Origin of the sequence: Rothia kristinae (assembly GCF_016028855.1) — a bacterium.
Classification (GTDB): Bacteria; Actinomycetota; Actinomycetes; order Actinomycetales; family Micrococcaceae; genus Rothia; species Rothia kristinae.
In genome coordinates this window covers 70,512-85,252 of sequence record NZ_CP065738.1, presented here as the reverse complement: position 1 = coordinate 85,252, position 14,741 = coordinate 70,512, and the positions used below count along the sequence as shown (strand labels likewise).

Annotated in this window: 11 protein-coding genes; 6 read left to right on the top strand and 5 right to left on the bottom strand. The window is 72.6% G+C overall.

Translation table 11 applies throughout. The annotated features are described in order from the left end of the window. Positions 1 to 69: 69 nt before the first annotated feature. Positions 70 to 2,868 carry a preprotein translocase subunit SecA gene (gene secA, locus I6G21_RS00370; protein ID WP_129357436.1) on the top strand — a complete coding sequence of 933 codons (2,799 nt, stop codon included), beginning with the start codon at positions 70 to 72 and terminating at the stop codon, positions 2,866 to 2,868. Between the two features lie 19 nt (positions 2,869 to 2,887). On the opposite strand, the gene I6G21_RS00365 is transcribed toward secA, so the two are convergent. Continuing rightward, on the bottom strand, positions 2,888 to 3,442 hold the full coding sequence (locus I6G21_RS00365; protein WP_058743630.1) for an Rv3235 family protein: 555 nt from the start codon (positions 3,440 to 3,442) through the stop codon (positions 2,888 to 2,890). 122 nt (positions 3,443 to 3,564) lie between these two features. Next, the gene (locus tag I6G21_RS00360) at positions 3,565 to 4,611 is read right to left on the bottom strand and encodes a hypothetical protein (RefSeq protein WP_064725198.1); all 1,047 of its coding nucleotides are present in this window, start codon (positions 4,609 to 4,611) and stop codon (positions 3,565 to 3,567) included. A 140-nt stretch (positions 4,612 to 4,751) separates the two neighbouring features. On the opposite strand from I6G21_RS00360, the gene I6G21_RS00355 reads away from it, so the two are divergent. Beyond that, positions 4,752 to 5,321, top strand: a complete 570-nt coding sequence (locus I6G21_RS00355; protein ID WP_129357437.1) for a histidine kinase — start codon at positions 4,752 to 4,754, stop codon at positions 5,319 to 5,321. 43 nt (positions 5,322 to 5,364) lie between these two features. Here I6G21_RS00355 and I6G21_RS00350 read toward each other — a convergent pair whose 3' ends face one another. Further along, positions 5,365 to 5,586: a helix-turn-helix domain-containing protein gene (locus I6G21_RS00350; protein ID WP_058731263.1), complete on the bottom strand. Its 222-nt coding sequence runs from the start codon at positions 5,584 to 5,586 to the stop codon at positions 5,365 to 5,367. A 279-nt stretch (positions 5,587 to 5,865) separates the two neighbouring features. Between I6G21_RS00350 and I6G21_RS00345 the strand changes: the two genes are divergently transcribed. The 3 genes from I6G21_RS00345 (at position 5,866) to I6G21_RS00335 (ending at position 9,554) form a co-directional block, all read left to right on the top strand. Continuing rightward, on the top strand, positions 5,866 to 6,519 hold the full coding sequence (locus I6G21_RS00345; RefSeq protein WP_058731264.1) for an SAF domain-containing protein: 654 nt from the start codon (positions 5,866 to 5,868) through the stop codon (positions 6,517 to 6,519). After that, positions 6,516 to 7,910, top strand: a complete 1,395-nt coding sequence (locus I6G21_RS00340; protein WP_061225032.1) for an AAA family ATPase — start codon at positions 6,516 to 6,518, stop codon at positions 7,908 to 7,910. The genes I6G21_RS00345 and I6G21_RS00340 overlap by 4 nt, the downstream gene beginning before the upstream one ends. 69 nt (positions 7,911 to 7,979) lie before the next feature. Further along, a complete protein-coding gene (locus tag I6G21_RS00335) occupies positions 7,980 to 9,554 on the top strand; it encodes a sensor histidine kinase (protein ID WP_058731266.1) in 1,575 nt (524 codons plus the stop codon). A 95-nt stretch (positions 9,555 to 9,649) separates the two neighbouring features. On the opposite strand, the gene I6G21_RS00330 is transcribed toward I6G21_RS00335, so the two are convergent. After that, positions 9,650 to 9,898, bottom strand: coding sequence for a WhiB family transcriptional regulator (locus tag I6G21_RS00330; protein WP_058731267.1), 249 nt, complete (start codon positions 9,896 to 9,898; stop codon positions 9,650 to 9,652). 280 nt (positions 9,899 to 10,178) lie between these two features. Here I6G21_RS00330 and I6G21_RS00325 point away from each other — a divergent pair, with 280 nt between their 5' ends. Then, a complete protein-coding gene (locus tag I6G21_RS00325) occupies positions 10,179 to 10,631 on the top strand; it encodes a hypothetical protein (RefSeq protein ID WP_058731268.1) in 453 nt (150 codons plus the stop codon). Here the strand turns inward: I6G21_RS00325 and I6G21_RS00320 are convergent. Next, positions 10,569 to 14,519, bottom strand: a complete 3,951-nt coding sequence (locus tag I6G21_RS00320; protein ID WP_058731269.1) for an FtsK/SpoIIIE domain-containing protein — start codon at positions 14,517 to 14,519, stop codon at positions 10,569 to 10,571. The two genes, I6G21_RS00325 and I6G21_RS00320, sit on opposite strands and share 63 nt — an antisense overlap. Positions 14,520 to 14,741: the final 222 nt, after the last annotated feature.

Genomic DNA, 14,741 nt, shown 5'->3' with positions numbered 1-14,741 from the left:
GGCGAGCGCCCGCCGCACGGGTGCCTCCCGGCGCCCTCATCCGCCGTCGTGACTAGGAGTTCATCGCTCGTGGCATCCTTCCTGGAAAAGATCCTTCGCACCGGAGACAAGCGGCTGCTCAAGAAGCTGCGGGTCTACGCCGAGGCGATCAACTCCCTCGAAGAGGATTTCAAGGCCTACACGGACGCCGAGCTGCGTGCCGAGACCGACGCGTTCAAGGCCCGTCTGGAGGACGGCGAGCAGCTGGATCGACTGCTGCCCGAGGCCTTCGCCGCGGTGCGCGAGGCCTCCGCCCGCACCCTCGGCCAGCGCCACTACGACGTGCAGCTGATGGGCGGGGCCGCCCTGCACCTGGGCAACATCGCCGAGATGAAGACCGGCGAGGGCAAGACCCTGGTGGCCACGTTGCCGGCCTATCTCAACGCCCTGACCGGCAAGGGCGTGCACGTGGTCACCGTCAACGACTACCTCGCCGAATACCAGGCCAACCTGATGGGGCGGGTGTACCGCTTCCTGGGCATGGAGCCGGGGGTCATCCTCTCCCAGCAGACCCCCGAGCAGCGACGCAAGCAGTACGCCGCGGACATCACCTACGGCACCAACAACGAGTTCGGCTTCGACTACCTGCGCGACAACATGGCCTGGTCCGTGGACGAGCGGGTGCAGCGCGGACACCACTTCGCCATCGTCGACGAGGTCGACTCGATCCTCATCGATGAGGCCCGGACCCCGCTGATCATCTCCGGTCCTGCCGCGGGGGAGGCCAACCGCTGGTACGGGGAGTTCGCCCGGGTCGCCCGCGACCTGGTGCGCGACCGCGACTACGAGGTCGATGAGAAGAAGAAGACCGTGGGCGTGCTGGAGCCCGGCATCGAGAAGGTCGAGGACCACCTCGGCATCGACAACCTCTACGAGTCGGAGAACACCCCCCTGATCGGGTTCCTCAACAACGCGATCAAGGCCAAGGAGCTGTTCGCGAACAACAAGGACTACGTGGTGCTCAAGGGCGAGGTGCTCATCGTCGACGAGCACACCGGGCGCATCCTGCCCGGGCGCCGCTACAACGAGGGCGTGCATCAGTCCATCGAGGCCAAGGAGAAGGTGGAGGTCAAGGCGGAGAACCAGACCATGGCCACCGTGACCCTGCAGAACTACTTCCGCCTCTACGACAAGCTCTCCGGGATGACCGGCACCGCCGAGACCGAGGCGGCCGAGTTCGTGAACACCTACGACCTCGGCATCGCCGTGATCGACCCGAACAAGCCGCTGCAGCGGATCGACCAGCCGGACCTGGTCTACAAGAACGAGGTCGCCAAGTTCGCCGCAGTGGTCAAGGACATCGCGAAGCGCCACGAGAAGGGCCAGCCCGTGCTGGTGGGCACCACCTCCGTGGAGAAGTCCGAGTACCTCTCCAAGCTGCTGGCCAAGCAGGGCGTGCGCCACGAGGTGCTCAACGCCAAGAACCACGCCCGGGAGGCCGCCATCGTCGCCCAGGCCGGGCGCAAGGGCGCGGTGACCGTGGCGACCAACATGGCCGGGCGCGGCACCGACATCATGCTCGGCGGCAACGCCGAGTTCGACGCCGTGGAGAAGATGGCCGAGCTCGGTCTGGATCCGGCCGAGAAGCCCGAGGAGTACGAGGCGAAGTGGCCCGAGGTCCTGGCCGCCTGCGAGGAGGCCACGAAGAAGGAGCACGAGGAGGTCAAGGAGCTCGGGGGGCTGTACGTGCTGGGCACGGAGCGGCACGAGTCCCGGCGCATCGACAACCAGCTGCGCGGACGCTCCGGGCGCCAGGGGGACCCGGGGGAATCCCGGTTCTACCTGTCCCTCTCGGATGACCTGATGCGCCTGTTCAACGGCGCGGCGGCGGCCCGACTGATGGCGGGTGCCCCGGACGACACCGCCCTGGAGCACCGGATCGTCTCCCGGGTGATCGCATCGGCGCAGAACCAGGTGGAGGCGCGCAACGCCGAACAGCGCAAGAACATCCTCAAGTACGACGACGTCCTGAACCGCCAGCGCGAGGCCATGTACGCCGATCGGGCCCGGATCCTCGAGGACGACGACATCGCGGAGAACATCCAGAAGTTCGTCACCGAGGTGCTGACCTCCGCGATCGAGGACAAGACCTCCCATGGCCACGCCGAGGACTGGGATCTGGAGCAGCTGTGGGAGCTGCTGGCCGGGATCTACCCGATCAGCATCACCGTCGCGGACCTCGAGGAGGCCGCCGGTGGGCGCGGGAAGATCACCCAGCAGATGATCATCGACGAGGTGCTCTCCGATGCCCGCGTGATCTACGAGCAGCGCGAGGAGCAGGTCGGCTCGGAGGCGATGCGCACCATCGAGCGGCGCGTCGTGCTCTCGGTGATCGGGCGGCACTGGCCCGAGCACCTGTACGAGATGGACTACCTCAAGGAGGGCATCGGGCTGCGGGCGATGGCCCAGCGCGACCCCCTGGTGGAGTACCAGCGCGAGGGCTACGCGATGTTCCAGGAGATGATGGGCGCGATCCGCGAGGAGACCGTCGTCTACCTGTTCAAGCTGGACCTGTCCAAGCAGCGCACGCGCATGTCCTCCCAGGCCTTGGAGGTGCCGCAGCAGCCGAAGTTCCTGCGCTTCACCGCCCCGGGGGAGTCCGGGGAGCAGCTCAGCCGCGTCGAGGCGACCGGCGAGAGCTCTGCCGAGGAGCAGGCGGGCAAGGCTGCGGGTGCCGACCGCGCCGCGTCGGAGGGCGCCGGTGCCGGGGCGGATGCCTCCGGGTCTGCCGGATCCGCCGACGGGGAGGCCAGCGAGGGCCAGCCGACCGGCAACCGCGCGGCCCGCCGGGCCCGCCGCGGTTCGGCACGCTCCACACGACGCCGGTGAGTGCCGGAGGCCCCGCGCCTCAGCCGATCTCCGCGGCCACGATCTGCCACTGACCGCGGACTCGGTGGATGCGCAGGGCCAGGGCCCGGCAGCGATCCTCCACCCGCACGACCACGGCGGCCTCGTACTCGTCGGGGGCCGCGCACACCGCCCGGACCCGCTGGGGACGGGCGGGGGAGGCGAAGCGGGACCCGCGCGGGGCCTGCTCCAGCGCCACGATCGTGGGGCTGGGGGCCACCGGGGTCCCAGCCTCCAGGTCGCGCCGTTCCCTGATCCGATGCATGATCATGGGATGCACCCAGCGGGAGAGCTGGTGCAGCTGGCGCCGCCCGGCGACGACCTCCGCGATGGCGGCCCCGACCGCGCCGGCGATCGCGTGCACGCGACGCAGCTCCTCCTCGGGATCCACGGTCCGACGCCGCCACTGGTAGTACGGGGGCGGCCCGGCAGGATGTGCCCCGGGAGTCCCGGGCACGGAGCGGATGGACAGGACCGTGCCGGTGCGCGGCACCCCCGGCATCGGGGCGGTGGTGCGCGGGCTGATGGTCGGGGCGGGCAGCTGGGTGGCGGACATGGCGGGAGTCCTTTCGATGGGTGGTCGTCGTCGGGGTGGGGAGCCCGACCGGATCCGTCACGGCGGCGGTCGGCTCCGCTGAGCATTCGGTCGGGAGCGGGGAGGCGGGGGCGTTCGGCGGTTCAGCCGGCGACCTCCGGTGGAATCGTGAGGACCAGGCCGGGCAGCAGGAAGTCGGGTCCGTCCCGGAGGATGTGCTCGTTGGCGGCGTAGATCCGCTGCACGGCGCGGGCCGTGCGGGCATCGTCCTGGTCTCCGGTGCAGGTCGCGGCGATCTGCCAGAGCGTGTGTCCGCGCAGCACCACCCACGTGGACGCGTCACCGGAGACCGAGGAGTCGGAGACTGTAAGAGCCTCGTCGGCGGCTTCGGCCGCCGTCCGGTCCGGTGAGCTCGGGGGCGCCTGGTCCGCAGGGGATTCGACGTCGGTGCTGCTGGACTGTGTATCGGCGCGGGCGGCGCCGAATAGGGGCGTGAGCTCGGCGGCCTCGCGTACGGCGACGGGGGAGGCCGTGCTCGGGGCCGCGAGCCGTTCGGCCTGAGCCGCCGGCAGGATCGCGGCGGTGGCCGGGAACAGCGGGCTCAGCTGCGTCTCCGGGCCCTCGGACGGGGTCGAGGCGGGCGCATCCGCGGCGGTCTGCGCGGCGGCATCGGCGGAGGTGCTCGGAGCGGAGGTCTCGCCGTCGGGGGTCTCGACCGGGTCCGCCGACGCGGAGGTCTCCGCGGCCCCGGAGGGCTGCGGGGTCGGTGAGGGGCTCGCCTCGTTCTGCTGGGCGTGGGCCGCCGGCAGCAGCGCGGCGTTGATCCCCAGGGCTAGCAGCACGACCCGGTACACCGGCCCCGGCAGGGCGACGGGGCGCGGGAGGCGGTGGTGGGCCGGGCGCAGCCGCGGGCTTCCCGGATCCCGGGCGAGCAGGCTGCGCACCGCCAGGACCGCAGCGCCGCAGGACCACCACAGCACCAGGCCCAGCGCCGCCAGGAGCAGGAATCGCACCAGAAGGCGCTCCGGATCCGCGGCGGGGGAGGTCAGCTCGGCCCAGGAGAGGCTTCCCAGCAGGCTCACCAGCCCGGCCGAGGACGCGACTGCTATGGCCCCGAACAGGCACAGCAGCGTCCCGACGCGCCAGAACCCACGGGGCCCAGAACCCTGAAGTCGTTCCATGATGATCACCGATGCTTCCATTTGATGACGTTTGGTGATGTTTGGAAGTCTCTCCCGGGGTCGAGAGGCTGTCAAGGGGTCGGCTGTCCCGATTCCGTCGTCGGGTCTCGAGGCGGCCCGGACGGGGCGGAGGGCCCTAGGATCGGTGCATGAGATGGCAGCGCCTGTTCGAGGACTTCGAGAGCCGATGGGCCGCGCAGCGCCAGCGCGGCATCGAGGAGGATGCGGCGGAGGAATCCCGGCTCATCGCCGCGCGCAGCACCATGACGGAGCTGCTGGGCGCCCATCAGGGTGCGGCGCTGCGGCTCATGACTGCCTCCGGCCGCACGGTCGCGGGGGCGCTGGAGAGCGTCGGGGCGGACTGGGTGCTGGTCCTGCAGCGCGGGGAGGAGCATCTGGTCCCGATCCGCGCGATCACCTGGTGGGAGCCCGCCTCACCGCCCCGGCGCGGCGCCTCGGGTGGCACGCTGCGCTTCACGACGGCGTTGCGGGCGCTGGCCGCGCACCGGGAGCCGGTGCGGCTGCTGAGCCTGCGCGGGGCCGAGGAGGTCGAATGCGAGGGCGTGATCGAGCGGGTCGGCGCCGATCACCTGATCCTCAGGCTCAGCGCCGAGCACGCTGGCGCGACCCGGTCAGATCGGGGTCGGCGGGTCTATCCCTTCCGCGCGATCGCTGCGCTCGCGGTGCCCGCTCGCGGCACCGAGGCCGATGGGCGCTGAGCCCGGCAGAGGAGATGCCGAGCCGGCGGCGTCGTCTGCCGCGTCAGCCCTGCGTGTCCTGGTGTTCGCGGATGCTCGCCGCGGTGCGACGGTAGGCCTGCTCGATGTAATCCTCCAGCACGGACTTCTCCACCCGCCACTGACCGCGCCCGCCCACCTGGATCGCGGGCAGCTCTCCGGAGCGCACCATCGCGCGGGCCTGGGACATCGAGATGTTCAGGGTCTCCGCGACGTCGGTCAGCGTCAGGAAGCGAGGAGCGCTCACGGCTGGCAGTCCTTTCTCACCGGTCTCCGGTCGGGCCCGGGTTGGGCCCCATCATCGCACGGCTCCCCAGTCTAGTCGCCGTCCATCCACAGCCCGGGCGCTGGACTGGGCCGGACCGGAAGGACCGGAGGCGCCAGGAGCGGACCGACCCAGCCTGTGGACGAAAACGGTGTCCGGTCTCACATACCCGCTAGGATGCCGGGCAAGGGGACACACCCCGCGCCGCCCGGGTGAGTCCGGGCGCCCCTGTCCGGCACCGACCGAGCGAAGGACCATCCCGTGCCCGATCACCCGACTCCCACCGCCGCCCTCTCCCCGCGCCTGCAGCGACCCACCTGGCGGGATCCCCGCCTCCTCGTGGGCATCCTGCTCGTGCTCGTCTCCGTCATCGCGGTCGTCGGCATCGTGCGGGCCGGGGATCGGACCGAAGCCTATCTGGCCGCCGCGCACGACATCCGGGTCGGTGAGACCGTCAAACCGGAGGATCTGCGCACCGTGGACGTCAGCCTCGCCGACGCCGGCGAGGGCTATCTGCCCCGGGATGCCCAGCTGGCCGAGGGGGCGGTGGCCACGCAGCCGATCTTCACCGGCCAGCTCATCCCGCGCAGCAGCATCGGTGCCGCCGACGCCCTGCACCGCAAACCCATGTCCCTGACGCTGCCCCGGGACCAGACCGGCGGTCTGGAGGTCGGGCAGAGCGTGGATGTGTGGGTGACCGATCAGGCGCAGGCCGGCCAGGACACCCCCGATCCCGCCCGGGCGGTCACCGGATCGGAGATCGCGCGCATCACCCGAGATGACACCGCGATCGGCGGATCCGACCAGGTCACCGTGCAGGTCCTGGTCGAGGAGGAGGACCTGCCCTCGCTGATCCGGGCCTCCGCCTCGGATGCCCGGGTGACCCTCGTGCCCACGTACCGGAGCCTGCCGTGAGCGCCCGATGGTCGGTGGTCCTGCTCGGTGACGACGAGGGCGAGGTGCTCGCGCGCATCGAGGACAGCCGCTCCGGGCTGACCGTGGTGCGCAGCTGCTTCGAGCTCTCGGAGGTCCTGGCCACGGTCTCCGGCGGCCTGGCCGATGCCGTGCTGATCGTGGGCCCCACCCCGGATCTGACCCTCTCCCTGGTCCAGACCCTGCGCTCTGCCGGGGCCGCCGTCGTGCTCATGGGAGCCGACGCCGGGGAAGGGGACTGGGGGCTGGTCACGATCCCCGCCTCCGCCTCCGCCGAAGTGATCCGCCAAGCCCTGGAGACCCCGGTGCCGGAGATCGCCTCGGCCACGGCCGAGCCCGCGGTGCCCGAGGACCTCGGCTCCGAGGATCTGCTCCCGTCCGAGCCGGCCGCGGCGAGCTCCTCGACCGAGATGCCCGCGGCGGAGCGGGAGAGCCCTGCCCGGGGCGAGAGCACCGTGGTGTGGGGGCCGCTCGGGGCCCCGGGCACGACGACGGCGGCCGTCGGGATCGCGGCCGAGCTGGCCGCGGCCGGGCACCGCACCCTGCTCGTGGACGCGGACACCTTCGGCGCCGGCATCGCGGCCTTCCTCGGCCTGCTCGAGGAGAGCTCCGGACTCTCCCGGGCCTGCCGGGCCGCCGAACGCGACGTGCTGGACGCGGGGAGCCTGACCGAATGCGTCGACGTCGTGCGGATCGGCCGACGTCGGCTGGAGGTGCTCACCGGGATCACCCGGCCCGAACGCTGGATCGAGGTGCGCCGGGCACCCCTGCTGAAGGTGCTGCGCCTGGCCCGGCAGGAGTACGACGCGGTGATCGTCGACGTCGGCTACAGCCTGGAGCAGGAGGAGTCCTGGGTCCTGGACCCCGGGGCGCCGCAGCGCAGCACCGCGACGCTGACTGCTTTGGCCGATGCGGATCGCATCCTGGCCGTCGGGCAGGCGGATCCGATCGGCCTGCCCCGGCTGGTGCGCGGCGTCGAGGACCTGCAGCGGCTGCGTGAGCTCGAGCCGAGCATGCCGTCCCCGACCGTCGTGGTCAACAAGCTGCGCGCCGAGGCCGCCGGTGCCGCGGAGGAGCGCGCCGCGGAGGAGATCGGCCGGGCCTGGGCGCGCTTCGGACCGGGGGAGCCGATCGCTGCGTTCCTGCGGTGGGACCCTCCGGCCTGTGACCGGGCCCTGATGCGCGGCAGGACCCTCACGGAGGAGGCCCCGCGCTCGCCGCTGACGGCGGACCTGCGCGATCTGGCGGCCCTGGTCCGCCCGCTGCCGGAGGGTACCGGTGGCCAGACCCCATCCGAGGCCGCCGAGCAGTCGAGGGCTTCCGGGGGTCGTCGCGGCGCCGGGCAACGCAGGCCGCGGCGGCATCGGCGCTGAGCGCACCGGCCGTGCCTACGATGGGAGGGCCCACCCCATCGCCACGAGACCACCGTCAGCGAGGCTCCCATGACGCTTGCAGAACCGCTTCTGAAGACCGGCGAATTCGGCCCCGGGGACTCCGAGTGGCTGCATCTGCTGGTCGGGGACTGGCAGCTGGTGGCCGATCTGGCACGCGGGGACCTGGTGCTGTGGTTCCCGGAGGACTTCGTCTCGGTGGACCTGTCGGGTCATGCCCAGGGCGGGCCGGCTCCGTTGAGCGGATTCCAGGGCTTGGCCCACGTGCGGCCCTCCAGCGCCCAGACCGTCTTCGACCGGGACATGGTGGGCCGACCCATGGACCCGCAGATCGGCGAGGCGGCGCTGCGGTGCTGGTTCGACCAGACCGTGCAGTCCCTGGAGGAGATCCAATGGGGCGGGGAGTTCCTGCAGAAGGTCGTGGTGTATCCGCTGGTGCGCCACGGGCGCACGATCGCCGTGCTGACCCTGCACAGCGGAGATTTCGCCTCCCGCATGTACGGACGGCTGGATTCGGTGTTCCGGGAGACCGCGCGGGAGCTGCTGAGCATGGTCTCGCGCGGAGCCTGGCCAGAATTCGCAGCGCCCGTGGGCGCCACGCACGGCAACCCGCGGGTCTCCGACGGCGTCATCCGCCTGGACGCCGAGGGGCGGGTGACCTTCGCCAGCCCCAACGCCGTGTCCGTGTACCGCCGCTTGGGATACTCCGGCCCGCTGATCGGGGCCGCGCTGGCGGAGATGACCCGGGGGCTGCTGCCGGAGACCGACAAAGCCGATGAGGTCATGCCTCTGGTGCTGACCGGGCGGATGCCGTGGCGCAGCGAGCTGGCCACGGCCAAGGTCAGCATCACCTTCCGCTCGATCCCGCTGAAAAGGCAGACCCGCCGCGGGGAGGAGCGCTTCGGAGCGCTGCTGCTGTGCCGGGACGTCACGGAGATCCGGCGTCGCGAGCTGGAGCTGATGACCAAGGACGCGACGATCCGCGAGATCCACCACCGGGTCAAGAACAATCTGCAGACGGTCTCCGCGCTGCTGCGCCTGCAGGCGCGGCGGATGACCTCCACGGAAGCCCGGGAGGGCCTCGAGCAGGCCATGCGGCGGGTCGCCACGATCGCCATGGTGCACGAGGTGCTCTCCCAGGGGCTGAGCCAGGATGTGGACTTCGACGAACTGATCGCCCGACAGTTCCGCCTGGCCGCGGAGGTGGCCTCCCCGGGGCAGAGCGTGACGACGCGCAAGGAGGGCCGCTTCGGCCAGCTGCCCAGCGAGCTGGCGACGCCGTTGGCGCTGATCATCAACGAGATCGTGGCCAATGCGGTGGAGCACGGTCTGGACGGGGAGTCCGGCACCGTCACCCTGAACGGCCGACGTCGGGAGCTCCCCGGGGAGGAGGCCGAGCTGGTGGTGACCGTCAGCGACGACGGCGTGGGAATGGGCGAGGCGCCCATCGAGGAATCCGGGGTCTCGGCCTACCGCCCGCCGCAGCGCGGGGAGGGGCTGGGGATGCAGATCGTGCGCACCCTGGTGGCCAGCGAGCTGCGCGGGTCGATCCGCTGGCAGCCGCGTCCCGGGGGCGGCACGACGGTGACCATCACGGCGCAGGTGCCGGGGGAGGCTGGGACCTGAGCCGCCCGGGCAGGGCCCGGACGGACGCGAAGGGCCGCCGACGGTTGCGGTGACCGTCGGCGGCCCTCAGACTGCCCGATGCAGGTGGGCGGATCTCAGGAGGCGCGGCGGGCGCGGGCTGCGCGGCGCTTGAGGGCGCGGCGCTCGTCTTCGCTCATCCCACCCCACACCCCGGAGTCCTGGCCGGTCTCCAGAGCCCACTGCAGGCAGGTGTCCATGACGGTGCAGCTGCGGCAGACGGTCTTGGCCTCTTCGATCTGCAGGAGGGCGGGTCCGGTGTTGCCCACCGGGAAGAACAGCTCGGGATCCTTGTCGAGGCAGGCTGCGCGACTGCGCCAATCCATATGAACGCTCCTTGTGTGAAGACGCCGTCCCGACGGAGGCGATGCGCGGCGGGAGGGCAGACAGAAGTGCCCCCAAGCCAGGTCGGGGGCCTCGTGCGGTGACTCGTTACAGGTTCGCACGTAAACAGTGCGTGAACAAGGGGTGTGCCCAGGGTCGGGCGATGCGCTCGGATGTTTTATCTCACATCGGTTTTTCCTTGACAGCACAAGCAAAGCGGCGCCGAGGCTCGTCGGAGCGGGGGGTCGTCGGCGGTCGGGGCGGGCTGATTAGGCTGGATCCATGAACACCTCGCCCCCGACCCCCTCAGCCGCCGACGCCCCCCGAGTCCGACCGCCGCGGACCGTGCTGCTGCTGTGCGCGCTGGTGGCCCTGGAGGCGGCGGCGCTGATCGTCGTCGGCCTGATCCAGGCGGTGCAGGCCTTCCTCTCCCCGCACGTGATGCCCGCCGGGGCCATCGTGCTGATGGGGCTGCTCTACCTGGGCTACGGGGTGTGGCTGATGGCGGCCGCGCGCGGCCTGCGGGCCGGCAGGCTGTGGTCCCGCGCGCTGATCCTGCTCACCCAGGTCTTCCTGATCCTCGTGTCCATCCAGCTGATCTTCCCGTCCTCCCGCCTCCTGGCGGTGCTCCTCGGGGTGCTGGGGGCGGTGATCCTCATGCTGCTGTTCTCCTCACCGGTCCAGCGCCACCTGCTGGCCGGCATCGGCGGCGACGCCGAGGCCGAGCGCGACTGATCCTGCCCCCGCGGGCTCCCGCTCCGCGGGCACCGGCTGGGCCAGGCGCAGGCGCACGACCCCGTCGGGTCGCAGCAGCAGCCCCGTCAGCGCCGGGGGTGTGCCAGGGTGCGGCGGACAGACCTCGGCGCGGAAGTCCGCCTCCAAGCCGCTGCGCGGGCCGAGCACGACGCCGCAGGGCGCCGCCCGCAGCCGGGCAGCCCACGGGGTGCGCGAGGCCGAGAAGCGCCCCGGATCGAACAGCAGCACCGCGGCGTCGGCCGCGTCCACCGTCTCCTCCAGCGCCGGCCACAGCGAGCTCGGCCACAGGTGGGCATCGCACACGACGGCGATCTCCGGCCTGTGCGGGTCGGGGGAGGCCGATGGGCGGGAGCGTGGGCCGCGGGGCGCTGCCGTCGGATCACCCGGGCCCGGGGGCCGGTGCACACGGAAGCCCAGGTGGGGGTTGAAGGAGAGCAGGGCGGCCAGCGCCGCCTCGGACTCGGCCGCGGAGCGCGAGGAGATCCCCACGACGTCGCCCGGGCGCATCTCGAGTCCAGCCTCGGCCCCCGAGGGGGCCTGCACGCCCAGCACCGCGAACCAGCGGTCGCGCCGGGTCAGCACGTGGCGCGAGGGCCGGATCTGGCGCTGATGCCCATCCGCGGCCTCGCCGACCGGCCACTGCAGCCGTGACGGCAGATCGACGAATCGCGGCAGGCCGTCGACCGGGCGCCGGCGCCGTGCGGCTCCTGGGGAGGGCAGAGCCGAGCCCGGTCGCGGAAGGTCCGACGTCGATCGATCGGGGCCGACTCCCGGGGGCAGCAGTCCGGCGGGTTCGCTGCCCGGGGCCAGCGGGCCCTCCACGATCGCCAGTCCGCCGACCAGGTCTCTGGCCTGACGGGGATGGGACAGCAGGAACTCGGCGCGGGGACCGTCGCCCAGGTGTACCCGATTGGGGCACAGCCCCTGCAGGGTGCGCGGAGGAGCCTTGGCGCCGAGCAGGCAGAGGTGCCAGGACCGACCCGCCAGGGCCAGCAGCTCCTCCACCGCCGCCTCCGGGGCCGCCCCCGAGCGGGCCAGGTCCTCGACGATCTTCTCCGTGCCCTGCACGATCAGCAGGGCCGGGGGCAGGGGCCCGGCCTCCTGCTGGTTCCGACGCAGCACGGCCAGCAGCCCGGTGATCAGCTCGGCGCTGAACTCCCGATGCGGGGCACCGGCCAGCCCGCGCAGATCCAGGCCCTGCGCTTGAGCCCGCACGAGATCCTCGAGCGCCGAGCGATCCGCGACCAGCGCGTAGACCGGGAGGCCGCTGGCCCGCGCCTCATCCACGAGGTGCTGGATCCACCGACGCTGCTCCGGCAGGCCGGCGCGCACGTCGATCGGTCCGTGGCGCTCGGGCCGCCAGGACAGATGGCCCTGCCACCCGAGGGAGGGCACCTCGGCCGGGCCCAGGGCCAGCCCGCCGTCGGGATCCGGGGGTAGCTGGATCTCGCCCAGCGCGGGAGGCACCACCGGGGGTGTGCCGGGATGCAGCCGGCGCAGCCGCCGGATGTCCTCGCGCAGACCCGTCCCCGGCTCTCCGCGGCCCGGGGACTCCGGCTGCGCCGGCTCGAGGATCTGCTCGGGCAGGATCCGCAGGCCGGTGTCCAGACGGCGCCGCGGGAAGGCATCGACGAACAGGCTGGTGAAGGCGGAGAGCGCGCCGTCGGCGCGCAGGAATCCGGCACCCGGCCGGGTGCTCGGGATGCGCGCGGCCTCCCCGGAGCCGATGACGTTCATCGAATCCGCCTCCGAGGCCACGCGCAGGCACACGTCGATGCCGACGTTGGCCCGGATGTCCGCGGAGATCGCCCCCTGCGGGCGCTGGGTGGACATGACCAGATGCACCCCCAGGGAGCGACCCACGGTCGCGATGCGCAGCAGCTGCTGCATCGCCTCCGGCAGGGATTCCACGAGCATGCGGAACTCGTCCACGCAGATCAGCAGCTCCGGCAGCGGCTCGCTCAGATCCCGGTGCGCGGGACCGCGCACGAACTCCATCCAGGACCCGACCCCGAGTTCCCGGAACAGCTGCTCGCGGCGGCGCAGCTCCGCGCGCAGGTAGGTCAGGTCCCGGGTCACGGTGGCCTCCTCCAGATCGGTCAGCAGGCCGTGCACGTGGGGCAGGCGGGCCAGCTCCCCGAAGCTGGCCCCGCCCTTGAAGTCGATGAGGACCATGCTCAGCCGCTCGGGGCTGTAGCGCAGGGCGAGACCGGCCAGCAGGGCCCGGAAGAACTCGGATTTCCCGGAGCCGGTGGTGCCGGCGATCACGCAGTGCGGGCCGTGCTCGTTCAGATCCACCCGCAGGGCAGGATCATCCCCGGGCGCCGCATCGGTGCGTCGGCCCAGCTCGGCCACCAGTGCCCAGCTGTCCAGGTTCCTCTGCCACCGGTCGGCGGTGGCCTCCAGGCACAGGTCCTCCCGCGCGGACAGCAGCGCCGAGCCTTCGGATCCCGCCAGTCCTCGCCCGCGGGCTCGCCGGATCAGCTCGGCTCGGGCGCTGCGGGCCAGGCCATCGGGGCGGGTACACAGGACGGGGTGCTCCCCGAGCAGCCCGGGCAGGCTCTCCGCCGCGGCCTCGGGTCCGCTCAGTCGCAGCCCGGCCTCCTCCTGGCGCACGGTGATGGCCTCGGGCTCCGGAGGCAGCCTGACCCCGCGGGCCGGGTCGGCGATGCGCACGCGCGGCAGCGCCGTGCTCGGGGCCGGGGCCGCCTCCAGGAGGACCAGGACCGTCCGGGGGCTCGACGGCTCGGGGGCCTCGGCGTGGACCACCGCGACGCCGGGGTGCGCGCTCCACCGCAGCAGCGGGTGGGAGGAGGGCATCGGGTGGCGCGTGCGGATCTGGATCTCCCAGCCGGCCAGCAGGATCTGCGCGATCAGGGCGTCCTGCACCGCCGGCGGGCCCAGCAGCACGTGAGGTCGGTCCAGGCGGGAGAGGATGGGCACGGCATCCATCAGCGGTACCTGCTGATGGCGCTGCCCCTCGGGACGCAGGTGGGCGGCGCGGCGCCCGCGACCCCAGCGCACCCAGGGAGGCCCTTCCTCGGGCGGCTGTGCCGGGACGCCGGGCAGCAGGCGGGCGCCCCAGGGCGGGGCGGCCGCGGCGCAGTCGGCGAGGTCCCGCGCGCACGCCCGCTCCAGCAGGCGCCGGTTCTTCGCCGTCGAGTTGCCGCGGCTGAGCCAGTGCGCCGCCGCCATCGCCGAGCTCATGGCGCAGAAGATCAGGATCATCCACAGGTCCAGCAGCCACGCCATGAGACCCCCGATCAGCAGGGGGAGGGCCATCGTCACGGCGAGGGTGCGCCACCCGGAGCCGGGCGGGTGTAGCTCGACCGGGCGCACCGGCATCGGGCCCCGGCGGGTGCGCTGGGGAGCGGGCGCGCGGGGATCCGTCAGCGTGAGGCGGGAGCGGCCGATCGGGCAGGAGTCCTTCGGGGTCAGGACGCGGCGTCGGCCGTCGGCGTCCTCCCAGGCCACACCGTCCGGATCCACCCGCAGCCTGCCCTCCACGGGACGCAGCGAGGGGTCCTCGAGGCACAGCCGGGCGGCGTCCTTGCCGATCTCCAGGACGCCGCGGCTCAGCGTCGCGTGGGCCCCCGTGGCCGGGCCCTCCGTGACCACCGCCAGCAGTCCGTCCCCCGGGAGGGTCTCGGCCGGGCCGCGGGTCACCACGGCCCCGTCCACCAGCGGCTCCGTCCCCACCTGCAGGTGCCGCAGCATCCGTCCGTCGGCCGACCAGTCCCCGGTCGTGCCGAAATGGGCGTCGAGGGCCTCGGCCAGCGCGGCGCCCGAGCAGGCGGGCGGGGCCTGCACCCGCAGGCGCACCGAGCGGGCGGAGACGGGATCGAAGGTCGTCAGATGCAGCTGCATGGGACCAGGGGAGCACACCGCGCGGCCCCGAGAGGCAGGCTGTCGGTGGGCGCCCGGGCCCGGTGTGGATGACCCGTGCTGACAGGTGTCCTCCTCCACCGGCTGCGATGACGCCCGGCATCCGGGATGGGAGATAACTGCGGGGCGCAGGCGCCCGGGAAGACCCACGCGGCCCGGTCCATTAGAGTCGTGTAGGAGTGCTGTCCTGCTCCACGCCCCGGT

Coding starts and splice junctions, on each gene's coding strand:
- I6G21_RS00365 (WP_058743630.1), bottom strand. CDS start 3,442: ATGTCCGCCACCCAGCTGCCCGCCCCGACCATCAGCCCGCGCACCACC.
- I6G21_RS00355 (WP_129357437.1), top strand. CDS start 4,752: ATGAGATGGCAGCGCCTGTTCGAGGACTTCGAGAGCCGATGGGCCGCG.
- I6G21_RS00335 (WP_058731266.1), top strand. CDS start 7,980: ATGACGCTTGCAGAACCGCTTCTGAAGACCGGCGAATTCGGCCCCGGG.
- I6G21_RS00330 (WP_058731267.1), bottom strand. CDS start 9,898: ATGGATTGGCGCAGTCGCGCAGCCTGCCTCGACAAGGATCCCGAGCTG.
- I6G21_RS00325 (WP_058731268.1), top strand. CDS start 10,179: ATGAACACCTCGCCCCCGACCCCCTCAGCCGCCGACGCCCCCCGAGTC.
- I6G21_RS00320 (WP_058731269.1), bottom strand. CDS start 14,519: ATGCAGCTGCATCTGACGACCTTCGATCCCGTCTCCGCCCGCTCGGTG.